The organism is Dickeya poaceiphila (genome assembly GCF_007858975.2).
GTDB classification, from domain to species: domain Bacteria; phylum Pseudomonadota; class Gammaproteobacteria; order Enterobacterales; family Enterobacteriaceae; genus Dickeya; species Dickeya poaceiphila.
Map to the genome: position 1 here is coordinate 2,870,707 of NZ_CP042220.2, position 15,133 is coordinate 2,885,839.

At 51.3% G+C, this 15,133-nt stretch carries 11 protein-coding genes and 6 tRNA genes; 12 read left to right on the top strand and 5 right to left on the bottom strand.

Annotated features, from left to right (window positions below; translation table 11 throughout):
* Positions 1 to 31: 31 nt before the first annotated feature.
* Positions 32 to 1,717: a methyl-accepting chemotaxis protein gene (locus tag Dpoa569_RS12735; protein ID WP_042869495.1), complete on the bottom strand. Its 1,686-nt coding sequence runs from the start codon at positions 1,715 to 1,717 to the stop codon at positions 32 to 34.
* 417 nt (positions 1,718 to 2,134) lie between these two features.
* Here Dpoa569_RS12735 and fldA point away from each other — a divergent pair, with 417 nt between their 5' ends.
* Together fldA and fur are read left to right on the top strand one after the other, a co-directional pair.
* The gene (gene fldA / locus Dpoa569_RS12740; protein WP_042869492.1) at positions 2,135 to 2,662 is read left to right on the top strand and encodes a flavodoxin FldA; all 528 of its coding nucleotides are present in this window, start codon (positions 2,135 to 2,137) and stop codon (positions 2,660 to 2,662) included.
* 343 nt (positions 2,663 to 3,005) lie between these two features.
* A complete protein-coding gene (gene fur, locus Dpoa569_RS12745; protein ID WP_042869491.1) occupies positions 3,006 to 3,452 on the top strand; it encodes a ferric iron uptake transcriptional regulator in 447 nt (148 codons plus the stop codon).
* Positions 3,453 to 3,527: 75 nt separating this feature from the next.
* Here the strand turns inward: fur and glnS are convergent, their stop codons facing one another.
* Both glnS and nagE read right to left on the bottom strand, forming a co-directional pair.
* A complete protein-coding gene (gene glnS / locus Dpoa569_RS12750) occupies positions 3,528 to 5,186 on the bottom strand; it encodes a glutamine--tRNA ligase (protein ID WP_042869489.1) in 1,659 nt (552 codons plus the stop codon).
* A gap of 164 nt (positions 5,187 to 5,350) precedes the next feature.
* Entirely contained in the window at positions 5,351 to 6,823 is a 1,473-nt protein-coding gene (gene nagE, locus Dpoa569_RS12755; protein ID WP_042869487.1) for an N-acetylglucosamine-specific PTS transporter subunit IIBC, read from the bottom strand.
* 337 nt (positions 6,824 to 7,160) lie between these two features.
* On the opposite strand from nagE, the gene nagB reads away from it, so the two are divergent.
* From nagB to Dpoa569_RS12805, 10 genes are all read left to right on the top strand, one after another.
* Complete coding sequence (gene nagB, locus Dpoa569_RS12760) at positions 7,161 to 7,961, top strand: glucosamine-6-phosphate deaminase (RefSeq protein ID WP_042869485.1); 801 nt, start codon at positions 7,161 to 7,163, stop codon at positions 7,959 to 7,961.
* Between the two features lie 24 nt (positions 7,962 to 7,985).
* Complete coding sequence (gene nagA, locus Dpoa569_RS12765; RefSeq protein WP_042869483.1) at positions 7,986 to 9,137, top strand: N-acetylglucosamine-6-phosphate deacetylase; 1,152 nt, start codon at positions 7,986 to 7,988, stop codon at positions 9,135 to 9,137.
* Positions 9,138 to 9,167: 30 nt separating this feature from the next.
* Positions 9,168 to 10,391: a DNA-binding transcriptional regulator NagC gene (gene nagC, locus Dpoa569_RS12770; protein WP_146411419.1), complete on the top strand. Its 1,224-nt coding sequence runs from the start codon at positions 9,168 to 9,170 to the stop codon at positions 10,389 to 10,391.
* Positions 10,392 to 10,685: 294 nt separating this feature from the next.
* Entirely contained in the window at positions 10,686 to 12,350 is a 1,665-nt protein-coding gene (gene asnB / locus Dpoa569_RS12775) for an asparagine synthase B (RefSeq protein WP_042869480.1), read from the top strand.
* A gap of 218 nt (positions 12,351 to 12,568) precedes the next feature.
* Positions 12,569 to 12,645, top strand: a tRNA-Met gene (locus Dpoa569_RS12780).
* A gap of 9 nt (positions 12,646 to 12,654) precedes the next feature.
* Positions 12,655 to 12,739: transfer RNA gene (locus Dpoa569_RS12785), tRNA-Leu, on the top strand.
* Positions 12,740 to 12,792: 53 nt separating this feature from the next.
* Positions 12,793 to 12,867, top strand: a tRNA-Gln gene (locus tag Dpoa569_RS12790).
* Positions 12,868 to 12,905: 38 nt separating this feature from the next.
* A tRNA-Gln gene (locus Dpoa569_RS12795) sits at positions 12,906 to 12,980 on the top strand.
* Positions 12,981 to 13,022: 42 nt separating this feature from the next.
* Positions 13,023 to 13,099 (top strand) — tRNA-Met (locus Dpoa569_RS12800).
* A gap of 7 nt (positions 13,100 to 13,106) precedes the next feature.
* Positions 13,107 to 13,181: transfer RNA gene (locus Dpoa569_RS12805), tRNA-Gln, on the top strand.
* Positions 13,182 to 13,301: 120 nt separating this feature from the next.
* Here the strand turns inward: Dpoa569_RS12805 and Dpoa569_RS12810 are convergent.
* Together Dpoa569_RS12810 and ubiF are read right to left on the bottom strand one after the other, a co-directional pair.
* Positions 13,302 to 13,631, bottom strand: coding sequence for a DMT family transporter (locus tag Dpoa569_RS12810; RefSeq protein ID WP_042869477.1), 330 nt, complete (start codon positions 13,629 to 13,631; stop codon positions 13,302 to 13,304).
* A gap of 183 nt (positions 13,632 to 13,814) precedes the next feature.
* Positions 13,815 to 14,981, bottom strand: coding sequence for a 3-demethoxyubiquinol 3-hydroxylase (gene ubiF / locus Dpoa569_RS12815; protein ID WP_042869475.1), 1,167 nt, complete (start codon positions 14,979 to 14,981; stop codon positions 13,815 to 13,817).
* Positions 14,982 to 15,133 lie beyond the last annotated feature (152 nt).

Consider the following 15,133-nt stretch of genomic DNA (forward strand, 5'->3'; position numbering starts at 1 on the left):
GTCATCCATGACGCCGGTCGTTCTCAGCACATCAGAACGTTTCCCAATTATCATTACTCTTCCTGGCTGTCGCGGCTGGCAATGCTTTGGCAGCAGGGGCAGCCACTGCTCTGACTGGTGCCTGACGTTCACGCCGTGGCTGCAACCCAGCCATCTGTTCCTCTGTCAGCCGGAATACCGATACGGCTTCGGTCAGCACCATCGCCTGTTCTTCCAGCGAACGTGTTGCCGCAGAGGCTTCCTGTACCAGCGCGGCGTTCTGCTGAGTGACGCCGTCCATTTCCGTGATTGCCAGACCCGCCTGAGCAATACCTTTACTTTGTTCATCCGACGCAATGGCAATCTCAGACATGATATCGGTGACATTGGTCACTGCATTAACGATCTCGCTCATGGTGCTGCCTGCATCGGCCACCAGCGATGAACCGTTATCCACGCAGCGAACCGACTCGGCAATCAGATTTTCGATCTCTTTCGCCGCCTGTGCACTGCGCTGCGCCAGGCTTCTTACCTCACCCGCCACCACCGCAAATCCACGCCCTTGCTCGCCCGCACGCGCCGCTTCTACCGCCGCATTCAGCGCCAGAATGTTGGTTTGGAAGGCGATACCATTAATCACACTGGTAATTTCAGCAATCTTCTTCGAGCTGCCGGAGATCTCCGCCATGGTTTTCACCACGTTGTCTACCAATTCACCGCCCTTACTGGCTGTGGTGGACGCCTGACGGGCCAGTTGGCTGGCGTGACTGGCGTTTTCAGCATTCTGTTTCACCGTCGATGTCAGCTGTTCCATACTGGCAGCGCTTTCTTCCAGTGCTGCCGCCTGCGATTCAGTGCGAGACGCCAGGTCGTTGTTACCGGAAGCAATTTCCGACACGCCCTGATAAATGGAATCAGCACTGGTACGAATCGTACTGACGGTATTAGCCAGACTGGTTTGCATATCACGCAGCAGCGGGAATAGTTTACCCACACAGTTGTTGCCAAAATCCAGAATCGGTTTTCCCAGACGACCAGCAGCAATCACCAGGAAATGGTCACGCAAATCGTTAAGCGGACGCACCAGGTAAGCCACCAGATAGCGATCAGTCAGGAACAGCATCAGCAAACCTGCGACCAAGCCTGCCAGCAAAATAGTCTGTCCTACACCGGTGATAGCTTCCAGCCGATTGCCGGCATCGACGAACATCTCCGACCCAGCCTTGTTGAAGTTAGTAAAAGAAACATTGAACTGACGGCTAAAGGCAGGAACGACGTCTTTAGAATATTTGTCGTATTCATCAAATTTTTTGTCTGCCGCACGCTGAAACATGGGATCGACACCCTGAGTAATCAGATTACTCCAGTCGCGGGTCACCGCATCAACCAATTCCTGAGACAGGCCGGCATGGTCAATCTTCTTGAATGCTTCCAGATTAGATTTCAGTAAATCCAACGCAGCCTGTGCTGACTTCAGTTGTTCTTCCGCTTTCTGGTTATCCCCGCTCTGGCGGTAGTCAATCGCGCGCGCCAGTCGGGTGACCATACGAAAATATTGGTCATTACCCGTATTGACCAGGTTCATATTGTTAACCAGTAACGCACTGGTTTTAGAAGTTTCGTTCATGGTTTTGAACGAGTACATGGTGTAAACCGAAACCGCAACCCATAACACGCAGAAGATGCCAAGAACCCACAGCATGGCCGTGCGGATGGCAATATTTTTCAGGAATTGCATAGTTGACTCCATAAACGGGCTATTGATCGAAGAGATAAGGCTTGTTCTAAGTTATGCGATGAAAAAGTCTCTCGCTTTGTAATAAATATTGCTGCACATTTACATTCAATAAAGCACCATGTTCTGTCATCGTCAAAATCACAGGAACATTTAGTGTTTTATGTCGATTAAAAGCCAATAAAATTTATATATTTAATCAATTTCCCATATTTTCAGCCTTCTATACAAACATCGTATTTTAAAAAAATTAAAAAAACATTAAGGAAGTGGTTAATAAAAAACCAATCCGTCACTTCAATGCCATTTATGCACACCGCAACAGATACACGTTTATCCATCAGACAGTGTCTGCTATTATTAGCGGATCGTAGGTGACTCAGGCACCATATCCTTAGGAATCAAGAGGTTATTTTATCTATGGCTCTCATAGGCATTTTTTTTGGCAGTGACACTGGCAATACCGAAAACATTGCCAAGACGATCCAGCAGCAACTAGGAAGCGACGTTGCCGAACTGCACGACATTGCCAAAAGCAGCAAAGAAGATGTTGAGCGTTTTGATATTCTGCTACTGGGTATTCCGACCTGGTATTACGGTGAAGCACAGTGCGACTGGGATGATTTCTTTCCGACACTGGAAGAAATTGATTTTACCGACAAGCTGGTTGCCATCTTCGGCTGCGGTGATCAGGAAGACTACGCAGAGTACTTCTGTGATGCCATGGGTACCATTCGCGATATCATTGAACCGCGCGGCGCAAGCATTGTTGGTCACTGGCCAACTGAAGGTTATTACTTTGAAGCCTCTAAAGGTCTGGCGGATGACACCCACTTTGTCGGTCTGGCTATTGATGAAGATCGTCAACCAGAGCTGACCGGTGAACGTGTATCCAACTGGGTCAAACAAATCAGTGACGAGCTTAATCTGAAAGAGTTGCTGGCCTGATTCGCCTGTGGCTCTGAGGCAAATCGACCCAGAGCCATACCGATGTATATAGATAAAACCTATCACAATCAGTAATACATTTTTTTAACTTTTCATTCTGACAAGGTACACTATCTATTCGGTTAGCCGGATTATGTTTAATGATCGATCCTTGCATACACGTTGTTTCTTGCAGATAACCAGCCTGAATACATCAAGTTAACGGGAATCATCTTGCAAAAGTTCCATGGTTTCCATTTCGATGGCGCGGTTCTATAATTGAGACACGTGACCTTTTTTAAGCCAACCGATGATACTAGGCTAATAGCCTCCCAGATAAAGCAAGTAACAGGACTAAATCCGCATGACTGACAACAACACCGCATTAAAAAAGGCCGGCCTGAAAGTCACACTTCCACGACTGAAAATTTTGGAAGTCCTTCAGGACCCTCAATGCCACCACGTCAGCGCGGAAGACTTATATAAAAAGCTGATTGATATGGGTGAAGAAATTGGTCTGGCCACCGTTTACCGTGTGTTAAACCAGTTTGACGATGCAGGTATCGTTACCCGCCACAACTTCGAAGGTGGCAAGTCCGTTTTCGAACTCACTCAGCAGCACCATCATGATCATTTGATCTGTCTGGATTGCGGTCGGGTAATTGAATTCAGCGATGAGTCTATCGAAGCGCGCCAGCGTGAGATTTCAGAGAAATATGGCATCAAGCTGACCAACCACAGCTTATACCTGTATGGTCATTGTAGTAGTGGCGACTGCCGTGAAGACGACAGCGCACATGACGAACGCTAATCGTCTGATACTGAGCAAAAATAAAACCGCCGCGGCGGTTTTATTTTTATCTGGCTACCGCTAGTCTGGCGGCTGTTACCCTGCCCAACTATCACGCAACCCCACTGTACGGTTGAATACCAGATTGTCAGGACTGGAATAGACACCATCGGCGCAGAAATAACCTTCACGCTCAAACTGATAAGCGTTTTCAGCTTTTGCATTACCCAGACTGGCTTCCACAAACCCCTGAGCAATACTCAGCGAATCCGGATTGATGGTTGAGAGAAAATCCTCTGCTGCACCTGGATTGGCCACGCTGAACAGGCGGTCATACAGACGGAACTGTGCTGGCAGCGCATGAGCTGCTGATACCCAGTGGATCACACCTTTCACTTTACGACCATCAGCCGGGTCTTTGCTCAGGGTTTCCGTATCGCAGCTGCAGTAAATCGTAGTAATCACGCCCTGCTCATCTTTATCAATTCGCTCGGCTTTAATCACATAAGCATTGCGCAAGCGCACTTCCTTACCCAGCACCAGACGTTTGTACTGCTTGTTGGCTTCCTCGCGGAAATCAGCGCGATCAATATATACCTCACGGCTGAACGCCACCTGACGCGTTCCCATCTCCGGATTATTGGGATGATTAGGCATGGTAAGCCACTCTTCATACCCTTGCGGCAGGTTCTCAATCACCACTTTTACCGGGTCCAGCACCGCCATCGCTCGCGGCGCATTCTCATTCAGATCATCACGGATACATGACTCCAGCGCGGCCATTTCCACCGTGTTGTCCTGCTTGGTAACCCCGATACGGCGGCAGAATTCTCGGATAGAAGCAGCGGTGTAACCACGACGGCGCAAACCGGAGATGGTCGGCATACGCGGATCATTCCAGCCTTCTACTACCTTCTCGTTCACCAGTTGGTTCAGTTTCCGCTTGGACATCACCGCATATTCCAGGTTCAGCCGGGAAAACTCATACTGACGCGGGTGGGCAGCAATCGTAATGTTATCCAACACCCAGTCATACAAACGGCGGTTATCCTGAAACTCCAGCGTACACAGCGAGTGCGTGATCCCTTCCAGCGCATCGGAAATACAATGGGTAAAGTCATACATCGGATAGATGCACCATTTATTGCCGGTCTGATGATGCTCGGCAAATTTGATGCGATACAGCACCGGGTCACGCATCACAATAAACGGCGATGCCATGTCGATTTTGGCACGCAAACACGCTGTACCTTCAGCAAAACCGCCGCTGCGCATCTTTTCGAACAATGCCAGATTTTCTTCGACGCTACGATCACGGTACGGGCTGTTTGTGCCAGGGGACGTCAGCGTGCCGCGGTATTCGCGGATCTGCTCCGGCGTCAGCTCATCGACATATGCCAGCCCTTTATTAATCAGTTCAATCGCATACTGGTGTAACTGGTCAAAATAATCAGACGAATAGCGAACATTGCCACTCCAGGAAAAACCCAGCCACTGGACGTCATGCTTGATGGACTCAACGTACTCGATATCTTCTTTTACCGGGTTAGTATCATCAAAGCGCAGGTTGCACTTGCCGTTGTAATCTTCAGCAATGCCGAAGTTCAGACAGATGGACTTGGCGTGGCCAATGTGAAGATAGCCGTTCGGCTCTGGAGGAAAACGCGTCTGAATATTGTCGTGTTTACCGGTAGCCAGATCTTCATCAATAATCTGACGAATAAAGTTGGTTGGGCGGGCTTCAGCCTCACTCATGCTTGGTTCCTCAAATGCAAAAAAACAACCCATAACCACTAATGATCCAACAAGCCACGCTGGGAAACAACCGTTTGTTTCATGAAAATTCAAGATAAAAAAACGGAGCGTACGTTTACGTACGCTCCGTTTGTCGAAATCTGACAGCGATAACGCCTGCTGAATTATTCCTGTGAAACGTCGCGTAACGCCGCTGCGATGTTTTCCGCCTGGGTACCAACGACAATCTGCACGCTTTGCTTATTGAGGCGAATCACCCCAGCCGCTCCCAGAGTACGAGCAGCAGGCTCATCCACCAGCCCGGAATCCTTCACACTCAACCGCAAGCGAGTAATACAGGCATCGATCCCAGTCAGGTTATCTTTGCCGCCAATGGCCTGCAAATAGCCTCTCGCCACCGATTGGGTATTACCGGCAGGTGCGGTTACCCCCTCGGATGAGGACTGCGCCGCGACAGCTTCACGCCCCGGCGTCATCAGGTTAAAGCGGGTGATGGTAAAGCGGAATACCACATAATAGATAACGAAGAAGGCTGCGCCCTGCAACAGCAACATATACCAGTGTGTCGCCAACGGATTACGCGTAGACAGCACCAGGTCCACCAAACCAGCGCTGAAGCCAAAACCGGCAATCCAGTGCATACTGGCAGCGATGAATACCGAAATCCCGGTCAGCACGGCGTGCAGTACATACAGCACTGGTGCCACAAACATGAAGGAGAATTCCAGCGGTTCGGTAATACCAGTGAAAAAGGCCGCAAAGGCCGCTGCCACCATGATTCCCGCCACTCGGCTACGGTTTTCAGGCCGCGCACAGTGATAAATCGCCAGCGCCGCGCCCGGCAAGCCAAACATCATGATCGGGAAGAAACCAGCCTGATAACGCCCGGTAATGCCAGGAATGGCTTTACCGGCATCAATCGCCTGCTGACCACTCAGGAAATTGGGAATGTCGTTAATGCCAGCCACATCGAACCAGAACACCGAATTCAGTGCATGATGTAGCCCGACTGGAATCAACAGACGGTTAAAGAAGGCATAAATACCGGCACCAACCGATCCCAACTGCTGAACATGTTCGCCAAAGGAAACCAACGCGTTATAGATAACCGGCCAGACGTACATCAGCACAAACGCCACCACAATCATCAGCAGCGAAACCAAAATCGGCACCAGACGACGGCCATTGAAGAAAGAGAGCGCTTTAGGCAACTCAACCTGGCTGTAGCGGTTATACAGCTCAGCGGAAATCACCCCGACCAGAATACCGATGAACTGGTTTTCAATCTTGCCAAACGCCTTCGGCACCTCTGCCAGCGGGATGTGCTGAATCATCGACACGGCTGCTGGCGAGCACAATGTAGTCAACACCAGATAACCAACAAACCCGGACAATGCTGCCGCACCGTCTTTATCTTTCGACATACCGTAAGCAACACCGACTGCAAACAGCACCGCCATATGCTCGATAATAGCCGCGCCGGATTTGATCAACAGCGCGGCCAGCGCGCTTTCACTGCCCCAGCCAATCGGATCGATCCAATACCCCACCCCCATCAGGATGGCGGCCGCGGGCAATGTAGCGACAGGCACCATCAGCGCACGGCCCACTTTTTGTAAATAACCGAGTGTACTCACCTTCCCCTCTCTTTCCCTTTCGGGCAATAAAATTGTCTGTCAGCCTTGTCATCGAATCACCCGCCAGCCATGTGGGCCTGGTCAGAGTGCCAAAAAAATAATTCGCCACGCAAATTAATAGCAATGATTATGTGATAATTATCACCACAAAAGCACATACAAAAAGTTTATGCCGCGATATTAATACAACTTATTTTAAGGCTAAAAAAAACTTGCTACACTAGCTTCAGACTAAATATCAAAACACAGCGTTGGCATATTACCTGATAGCCGGTCTATCCGACTGCGTTTACCCGACGAATAATTGCCTTTGCTAACCGATTCCGAGGAGAACCTCATGAGACTAATTCCATTAACAACCCCCGCCGAAGTTGGCAAATGGGCCGCCCGCTATATTGCCGAGCGCATCAATGCTTTCAAACCAACGGCGGAGCGCCCGTTCATACTTGGCCTGCCAACCGGAAGTTCGCCGCTGGAAGCCTACAACGCCTTGATTGCGCTATACAATGCAGGACAAGTCAGCTTCAAACATGTCGTCACCTTCAATATGGACGAATACGTCGGGCTACCGGTAGACCACCCGGAAAGTTACCGTACCTTCATGTACCAGAATTTTTTCAACCACGTTGATATTCCGGAAGGAAACATTAACCTGTTGAATGGCAACGCGGAAGATATCGCCGCCGAGTGTCACCGTTATGAAGAAAAAATCAAGTCTTACGGCAAGATTCATCTGTTCATGGGCGGTGTCGGCAATGATGGCCACATCGCTTTCAACGAACCGGCGTCCTCTCTGGTGTCCCGCACACGTATCAAGACCTTGACGGAAGAGACACGCATCGCTAATTCTCGTTTCTTTGGCGGCGATGTTAGTCTGGTGCCGAAATATGCCCTGACGGTGGGCGTCGGTACGCTGCTGGATGCAGAAGAAGTGATGATTCTGGTCAGCGGTCGCCACAAGGCGCAAGCCCTTCAGGCTGCGGTGGAAGGCAACGTAAATCACATGTGGACCATCAGTTGCCTGCAGTTACACGCTAAAGCGCTGATGGTGTGCGATGAGCCTTCCACCATGGAATTAAAAGTGAAAACCGTGAAATATTTCCGCGAGTTGGAAGCTGAAAATATCAAAAACCTGTAATCGGTGAGCCAGGAGCTTATTTAGATGTACGCTTTAACCAATGGTCGTGTTTTTACCGGCCACCAGATCCTTGACGACCATGCAGTCGTCGTCGCCGATGGAATGATCGCGGCAGTCTGCCTGACACGCGATCTGCCTGACGATTTACCCCGGCGCGATCTCGCAGGCGCATTACTGGCCCCTGGCTTTATCGACCTGCAATTGAACGGCTGTGGCGGCGTGCAGTTCAACGACGCACTGAGCAGCCTTTCCGTCAAAACGCTGGAAACCATGCAGAAAGCCAACGAAAAATCCGGCTGTACCAGCTTTTTGCCGACGCTGATTACCTCTTCCGATGAATTTATGCGCCACAGCATCGACGTGATGCGCACCTGGCTCGCACAGCACCGTCATCAGGCACTGGGGTTGCATCTGGAAGGTCCCTGGCTCAACCCGGTGAAAAAAGGCACCCATGACGCAGCCTTTATCCGCCAGCCTGACGATCAACTGCTCGCCTATCTGTGTGACAACGCTGATGTGATAAGCAAAGTCACACTGGCACCGGAAATGGTGCCCGAACACGTGATAAGACAGCTGAGCAACGTCGGCATCGTGGTTTCCGCCGGTCACTCCCACGCCACCTGGGAACAAGCCAAACAGGGGTTTGCCGCCGGGATACGCTTCGCTACCCACCTGTTCAATGCCATGCCCCCCGTTACTGGTCGGGAACCCGGCCTGGTCGGTGCCGTCTATGATGCACCCGAAGTCTATTGCGGCATCATTGCCGATGGTCACCATGTCAGTTGGGCCACTATCCGCAACAGCAAACGCATCAAAGGCGACAAACTGGTGCTGGTCACCGATGCCACGGCACCGGCTGGCTCCAGCATCGACCAGTTCACATTTGCCGGTAAAACCATATACTACCGCGACGGCATTTGTGTGGACGATCACGGAACTCTGAGTGGTTCGGCACTTACCATGATTAATGCCGTGCGCAATTGCGTAGAACACGCGGGTATCGCTCTGGATGAAGCACTAAGAATGGCGACGCTCTACCCGGCGAGAGCCATCGGCGAAGAGCGCCGACTGGGAAGCATTGAAACAGGAAAAGTGGCGAACCTGACGGTATTTACCCGCGATTTTGACATCCTCAATACGTTTGTGAATGGTGAAGAAGTTTTTCATAAGCAGTAAAACGTATTGCATCGACACGAGTAATGCGTAATGACCACAGGCGGACAAACCCAGATAGGGAACATTGATCTGGTCAAACAACTCAACAGTGCGGTCGTGTACCGCCTGATTGATCAACAAGGCCCCATCTCTCGAATTCAGATTTCAGAACAGAGTCAACTTGCTCCCGCCAGCGTCACAAAAATTACCCGCCAGTTGCTGGAACGTGGTCTCATCAAAGAAGTGGATCAGCAGGCATCAACCGGCGGACGCCGCGCCATTTCAATTATCTCCGAAACACGGCCATTTCATACGGTGGCAGTCAGACTTGGCCGCTACGACGCCACCCTCGCCTTATACGACCTGCAAGGCAAACAGCTGGAAGAAGAACTCTGCAGTCTGCCAGAAAATACCCAGGACTCACTGGAAAGTGCGCTGTTCACTGTTATCGGTCAGTTCATCGACCGTCATCAACGCCGCATCCGTGAATTAATCGCCATTTCGGTGGTACTGCCAGGGCTGGTAGACCCTGCCGCCGGCATAGTGCGTTATATGCCACACATTAGCGTAGATAACTGGCCGCTGGTGAAAAATCTCGAACAACATTTCAAGGTGCACAGCTTTGTCGGTCACGATATTCGCAGTCTGGCACTGGCCGAACATTACTTTGGCGCCACCGGTGATTGTCAGGATTCACTGCTAATACGGGTTCATCGTGGCGTGGGCGCAGGCATTTTAGTCAATGGCAACATTTTTCTCGGCAGCAACAGCAATGTTGGGGAGATCGGTCATATCCAGGTTGACCCATTAGGCGACCGCTGTCACTGTGGCAACTTTGGTTGTCTGGAAACTGTGGTATCGAACGGTGCGCTGGAACAACGGGCGCGTCATTTGCTGCAGCAGGGATTTTCCAGCAAGCTGACGCTGGAGAACTGCCAGATAGATGCCATCTGTAAAGCAGCCATGAAAGGGGACCTGCTTGCCAGAGAGTTGATCGAAGCGGCTGGGCAGCCACTGGGTAAAGCGATTTCGATTGCCGTTAACCTGTTCAACCCGCAACGAGTGGTTATCGCCGGTGAAATTACGGCAGCGGACAAGATTCTGTTGCCCGCCATTCAGCGCTGCATCAATGCACAGGTACTGAAAGACTTTCGTCAAAACCTGCCTGTCGTCGTCTCAGAATTACAACATTTATCCGCCATCGGTGCTTTTGCGCTGGTAAAACGTGCGATGCTAAATGGTGTATTACTGCAACGTCTGCTTGAAAATCAGTAAGTTCAGTTTTCTACTATAAGGCCGGATTATGAGATCGCTAAAAATCCGGCCCACGCCTTCCATCATTTTGAACAAAAGCCAATAAATCACACCAAAAATTACGCATTCACCAGCGCAATGGCTTTTTTCATTAAATGATATTGAATTGATGTGCCATTTTGATGCTAAATCAGTGTTACCGATATGGCGGTGACCGACCCACAGTAGTACAACCCGGCAAGGAAAACCGCTGATTACCACCATACACTTTGACTGTTTTCACGTTGTGATGCGTGAATAAAGGGAGCCTTTGGTATGTGTTCTATTTTTGGTGTGCTTGATCTGAAAACCGACCCGGTTGAACTGCGCAAAAAAGCGCTGGAATTGTCCCGTCTGATGCGCCACCGCGGCCCAGACTGGTCCGGTGTTTACGCCAGCGACAAAGCCATTCTGGCGCATGAGCGTCTATCCATCGTTGACGTTAACACCGGTGCTCAACCGCTCTACAACCAGCCGCACACCCATGTTCTGGCCGTAAACGGCGAAATTTACAACCATCAGGCTCTGCGTCAGCAATATGGTGATCGTTACCAGTTCCAGACAGGTTCCGACTGTGAAGTGATTCTGGCGTTGTATCAGGAAAAAGGCCCGGAATTTCTGGACGAACTGCGCGGCATGTTCGCCTTCGCCCTGTATGACACTGAAAAAGACGCCTATCTGATTGGCCGCGACCACCTGGGCATCATCCCGCTCTATATGGGCTACGATGAACACGGTAACCTGTATGTCGCTTCTGAAATGAAAGCGCTGGTGCCGGTGTGCCGCACCATCAAAGAATTCCCGGCTGGCAGTTATCTGTGGAGTCAGGACGGCGAGATTCGTGAGTACTATCGTCGTGACTGGTTCGATTACGACCACGTTAAAGACAACGTCACCGATGCCGACGAACTGCGTGAAGCGCTGGAAGAATCGGTAAAAAGTCATCTGATGTCAGACGTTCCTTATGGCGTACTGCTGTCCGGCGGGTTGGATTCCTCTATCATCTCGGCTATTACCAAGAAATTCGCCGCCCGCCGCGTGGAAGACGACGAGCGCAGCGAAGCCTGGTGGCCGCAGCTTCACTCCTTCGCCGTTGGCCTGGAAGGCGCGCCTGACCTGAAAGCCGCGCGTGACGTCGCTGATCATCTGGGCACAGTGCATCACGAAATCCATTTCACGGTGCAGGAAGGTCTGGATGCTATCCGTGACGTGATTTATCACATCGAAACCTATGACGTCACCACTATCCGCGCCTCGACGCCGATGTATCTGATGTCCCGCAAAATCAAAGCAATGGGTATCAAAATGGTATTGTCCGGCGAAGGTTCGGACGAAGTATTCGGCGGCTATCTCTATTTTCACAAAGCGCCGAACGCGAAAGAATTCCATGAAGAAACCGTGCGTAAACTGCTGGCGCTGCACCAGTATGACTGCGCACGCGCCAATAAAGCGATGTCGGCCTGGGGCGTTGAAGCACGCGTACCGTTCCTGGACAAAAACTTCCTGGACGTAGCAATGCGCATCAACCCGAAAGACAAAATGTGCGGCAACGGCAAAATGGAAAAACACATCTTGCGTGAGTGCTTTGAATCTTACCTACCGCACAGCGTAGCCTGGCGTCAGAAAGAACAGTTCTCTGACGGCGTGGGTTACAGTTGGATCGATACCCTGAAAGAGGTTGCAGCCAGGCAGATTTCCGACCAGCAACTGGAAACCGCGCACTTCCGTTTCCCGTACAACACGCCAACCACCAAAGAAGGCTATTTGTACCGTGAAATTTTCGAAGAACTGTTCCCGGTTCCGAGCGCAGCCGAATGTGTTCCTGGCGGCCCTTCAGTAGCGTGTTCGTCTGCTAAAGCGATTGAATGGGATGAATCGTTCAAAAAGATGGATGACCCGTCAGGTCGTGCCGTCGGCGTGCATCAATCCGCCTACCAATAACCTGTTTTATTTTACTGTTTTAAACGGGCCGTTAGCGGCCCGTTTTTCTTATGGAATACCGTTAAAAGCCTGCTTTCTGACGCTTTTCTCACCAGACTGTTCATAACCCAAACAAACAGCGCGAATCCGCCGTTTTTAGGGAAAAAATGTGTTGACGCCAAAAGGCCAACTCCGCATAATGCGCCCCGCAACGCCGATGAAGGTGACGCGGAAAAGATGGCTACGTAGCTCAGCTGGTTAGAGCACAGCACTCATAATGCTGGGGTCACAGGTTCGATTCCCGTCGTAGCCACCACTTTTCTCTGCGGGAGTGGCGAAATTGGTAGACGCACCAGATTTAGGTTCTGGCGCCGCAAGGTGTGCGAGTTCAAGTCTCGCCTCCCGCACCATTTCCTTCATCAGGGTGAAAACCGAAGCGCAACTCGGATTGCAACAGTTTTATTGGGGTATCGCCAAGCGGTAAGGCAGCGGGTTTTGATCCCGCCACTCCCAGGTTCGAATCCTGGTACCCCAGCCATACATTACGTAAGACACATCAGATGATGTGCACCCTGTTGGGGTATCGCCAAGCGGTAAGGCAGCGGATTCTGATTCCGCCATTCCGAGGTTCGAATCCTCGTACCCCAGCCATTTTCAGTCATGAAGCTCTCGCTTCTGACCGTGCAGTAATTCGGCTACGTAGCTCAGCTGGTTAGAGCACAGCACTCATAATGCTGGGGTCACAGGTTCGATTCCCGTCGTAGCCACCATATTAATTGGGGTATCGCCAAGCGGTAAGGCAGCGGATTCTGATTCCGCCATTCCGAGGTTCGAATCCTCGTACCCCAGCCATACAGAAAAGCCCGTAAACCGGGCTTTTTCTTTTTTTACCATTTGCCGATTTCCTGGCTGTTTATCCAACAATCTCTCTGCATCAATATTGGTGTTAACCTGATGCCAGCACCGGATGGCTCAATGCGCAACAGAATTGGAAAACAGGTTTATCACTGCCACCCCTGCAATGATCAGCGCCATTCCCAGCACAGCCGGCCAGTCCAGCCGCTGGTCGTAAAAAATCCAGCTCACCGCTGCAATCAATACAATCCCGACGCCTGACCAAATAGCGTAAATCACGCCAGTCGGCAGCACCCGCATAGAAATGGTCAGGCAATAAAATGCGATAGCGTAAAACACCACCGTCACGACACTCGGCAATGGTCGGGTAAAACTCTCCGACAGCTTCAACGCCGTCGTCGCGATCACTTCTGACACAATCGCCAGACAAAGAAATAAATAGGTCATCAGTTTTATTACCAACGTATAAGAAATTTATCGATACAAATCACCGTATCATCAGGCACAGGGATTGCGTCAGCTGTCTTCTGACAAGTCGGCATCAATCTAATCACACGACATGAAAGCAACATGACGATGGTAAGATCATGATGAGAAATCGTAGCTGCCAAAAGCAGCTACGGCAGGTAATTACAATCCCAGTGCGTAACGCAATGCCTGCTGTTTAAGTTTTCCAGCGCGTTGCGCCGTCATCAATGCCAGATTGCGCGCCAGTTCCAGCGGTGGCAGACGATTACTAAACGCACCGTAAAACAGATCCATACCGCTTTGCATCAGCAGATTGTCTGGTTTGCGCTGCCGTTGATAACGCCGTAGCACCGATTCGTCATACCAGACAGCCCCTTCATCACGCGCCCGGATCACCACATCAAGTAATGTGGCAACATCCCGATACCCCAGATTTACACCCTGACCCGCCAGCGGGTTGATGGTATGCGCCGCATCACCAATCAGTGCCAACCCCGGCAATACGTACTGCTGCGCATGGCGACGCACCAGTGGAAACGCGCCAGCCGCAACAGCATTGACCGCACCCAGCCGCTCAGGAAACGTCTCAGCAATAGCCTTATTGAGTTGAGGAAGCGACATCGCCTGTAACTGGCGAATGCGCGACGGGCTGTCGTACCACACCAATGAGCACCAGCCATCAAACAGCGGCAGGAACGCACGCGGCCCGGATGGCGTGAAATGTTGCCAGGTTACATCCTGCTGGGGGCCAGCCATTTCAGCGCTGATCAACATGCAAGACTGGCGATATTGCCAGCCGGTGATACCAATGCCCGCCCACTGGCGAATTTTCGAATTGGCGCCATCAGCGCCAATCACCAGCGATGCCGATAAGCTATCGCCCTGTTCGCTACTCAGCAACCACTGTTCGCCTTCACGGCGCAGACGCTGCAATTGCCACGGACACAACAACGTCACCCCAGGCGTTCTTTCCAACCCTTGCCACAACGCCAGTTGCAGAATACGGTTTTCAACCATGAACCCCAGTTCAGATAACCCAAGGTCAGCCGCATCAAACACCACGTGCGCATTGTCCCATTCCCAGGTTTCGAGCCGTCGGTAAGGTACGCTACGCATCTGTTCAACCGCCTGCCACACACCCAACCGCTCCAGCAAGCGGACCGACGCCAGACCAATCGCCGATACGCGCACATCCGGCGCACCACCCGCAACAAACGGCGGCGGCGTTTCCTGCTCCAACACCGCAACCTGGAAACCACTCTGCGCCAGCCCCAACGCGACTGCGGCACCGACCATGCCACCGCCCACAATTACCGCATCATAGTGCATACCCGCCCCACTGTTTCTGCTGCGCAGTTCAGTCAAAGCACCTGCGCCAGAAAGACAAAAGATGCCGATAGTTTACTGGATTTCGACATCAATTTTTCAGAAAAGCGACACGCCTCATCGCAGGGCGTAGACTAACGCTTGATCTGGTCACC

What these genes read in the sequence shown, in the direction of transcription:
- Dpoa569_RS12810 (WP_042869477.1), bottom strand. Translation starts at nt 13,631, where the DNA reads ATGACCTATTTATTTCTTTGTCTGGCGATTGTGTCAGAAGTGATCGCG.
- Dpoa569_RS12735 (WP_042869495.1), bottom strand. Translation starts at nt 1,717, where the DNA reads ATGCAATTCCTGAAAAATATTGCCATCCGCACGGCCATGCTGTGGGTT.
- fur (WP_042869491.1), top strand. Translation starts at nt 3,006, where the DNA reads ATGACTGACAACAACACCGCATTAAAAAAGGCCGGCCTGAAAGTCACA.
- ubiF (WP_042869475.1), bottom strand. Translation starts at nt 14,981, where the DNA reads ATGCACTATGATGCGGTAATTGTGGGCGGTGGCATGGTCGGTGCCGCA.
- asnB (WP_042869480.1), top strand. Translation starts at nt 10,686, where the DNA reads ATGTGTTCTATTTTTGGTGTGCTTGATCTGAAAACCGACCCGGTTGAA.
- nagC (WP_146411419.1), top strand. Translation starts at nt 9,168, where the DNA reads ATGACCACAGGCGGACAAACCCAGATAGGGAACATTGATCTGGTCAAA.
- nagB (WP_042869485.1), top strand. Translation starts at nt 7,161, where the DNA reads ATGAGACTAATTCCATTAACAACCCCCGCCGAAGTTGGCAAATGGGCC.
- nagA (WP_042869483.1), top strand. Translation starts at nt 7,986, where the DNA reads ATGTACGCTTTAACCAATGGTCGTGTTTTTACCGGCCACCAGATCCTT.
- glnS (WP_042869489.1), bottom strand. Translation starts at nt 5,186, where the DNA reads ATGAGTGAGGCTGAAGCCCGCCCAACCAACTTTATTCGTCAGATTATT.
- fldA (WP_042869492.1), top strand. Translation starts at nt 2,135, where the DNA reads ATGGCTCTCATAGGCATTTTTTTTGGCAGTGACACTGGCAATACCGAA.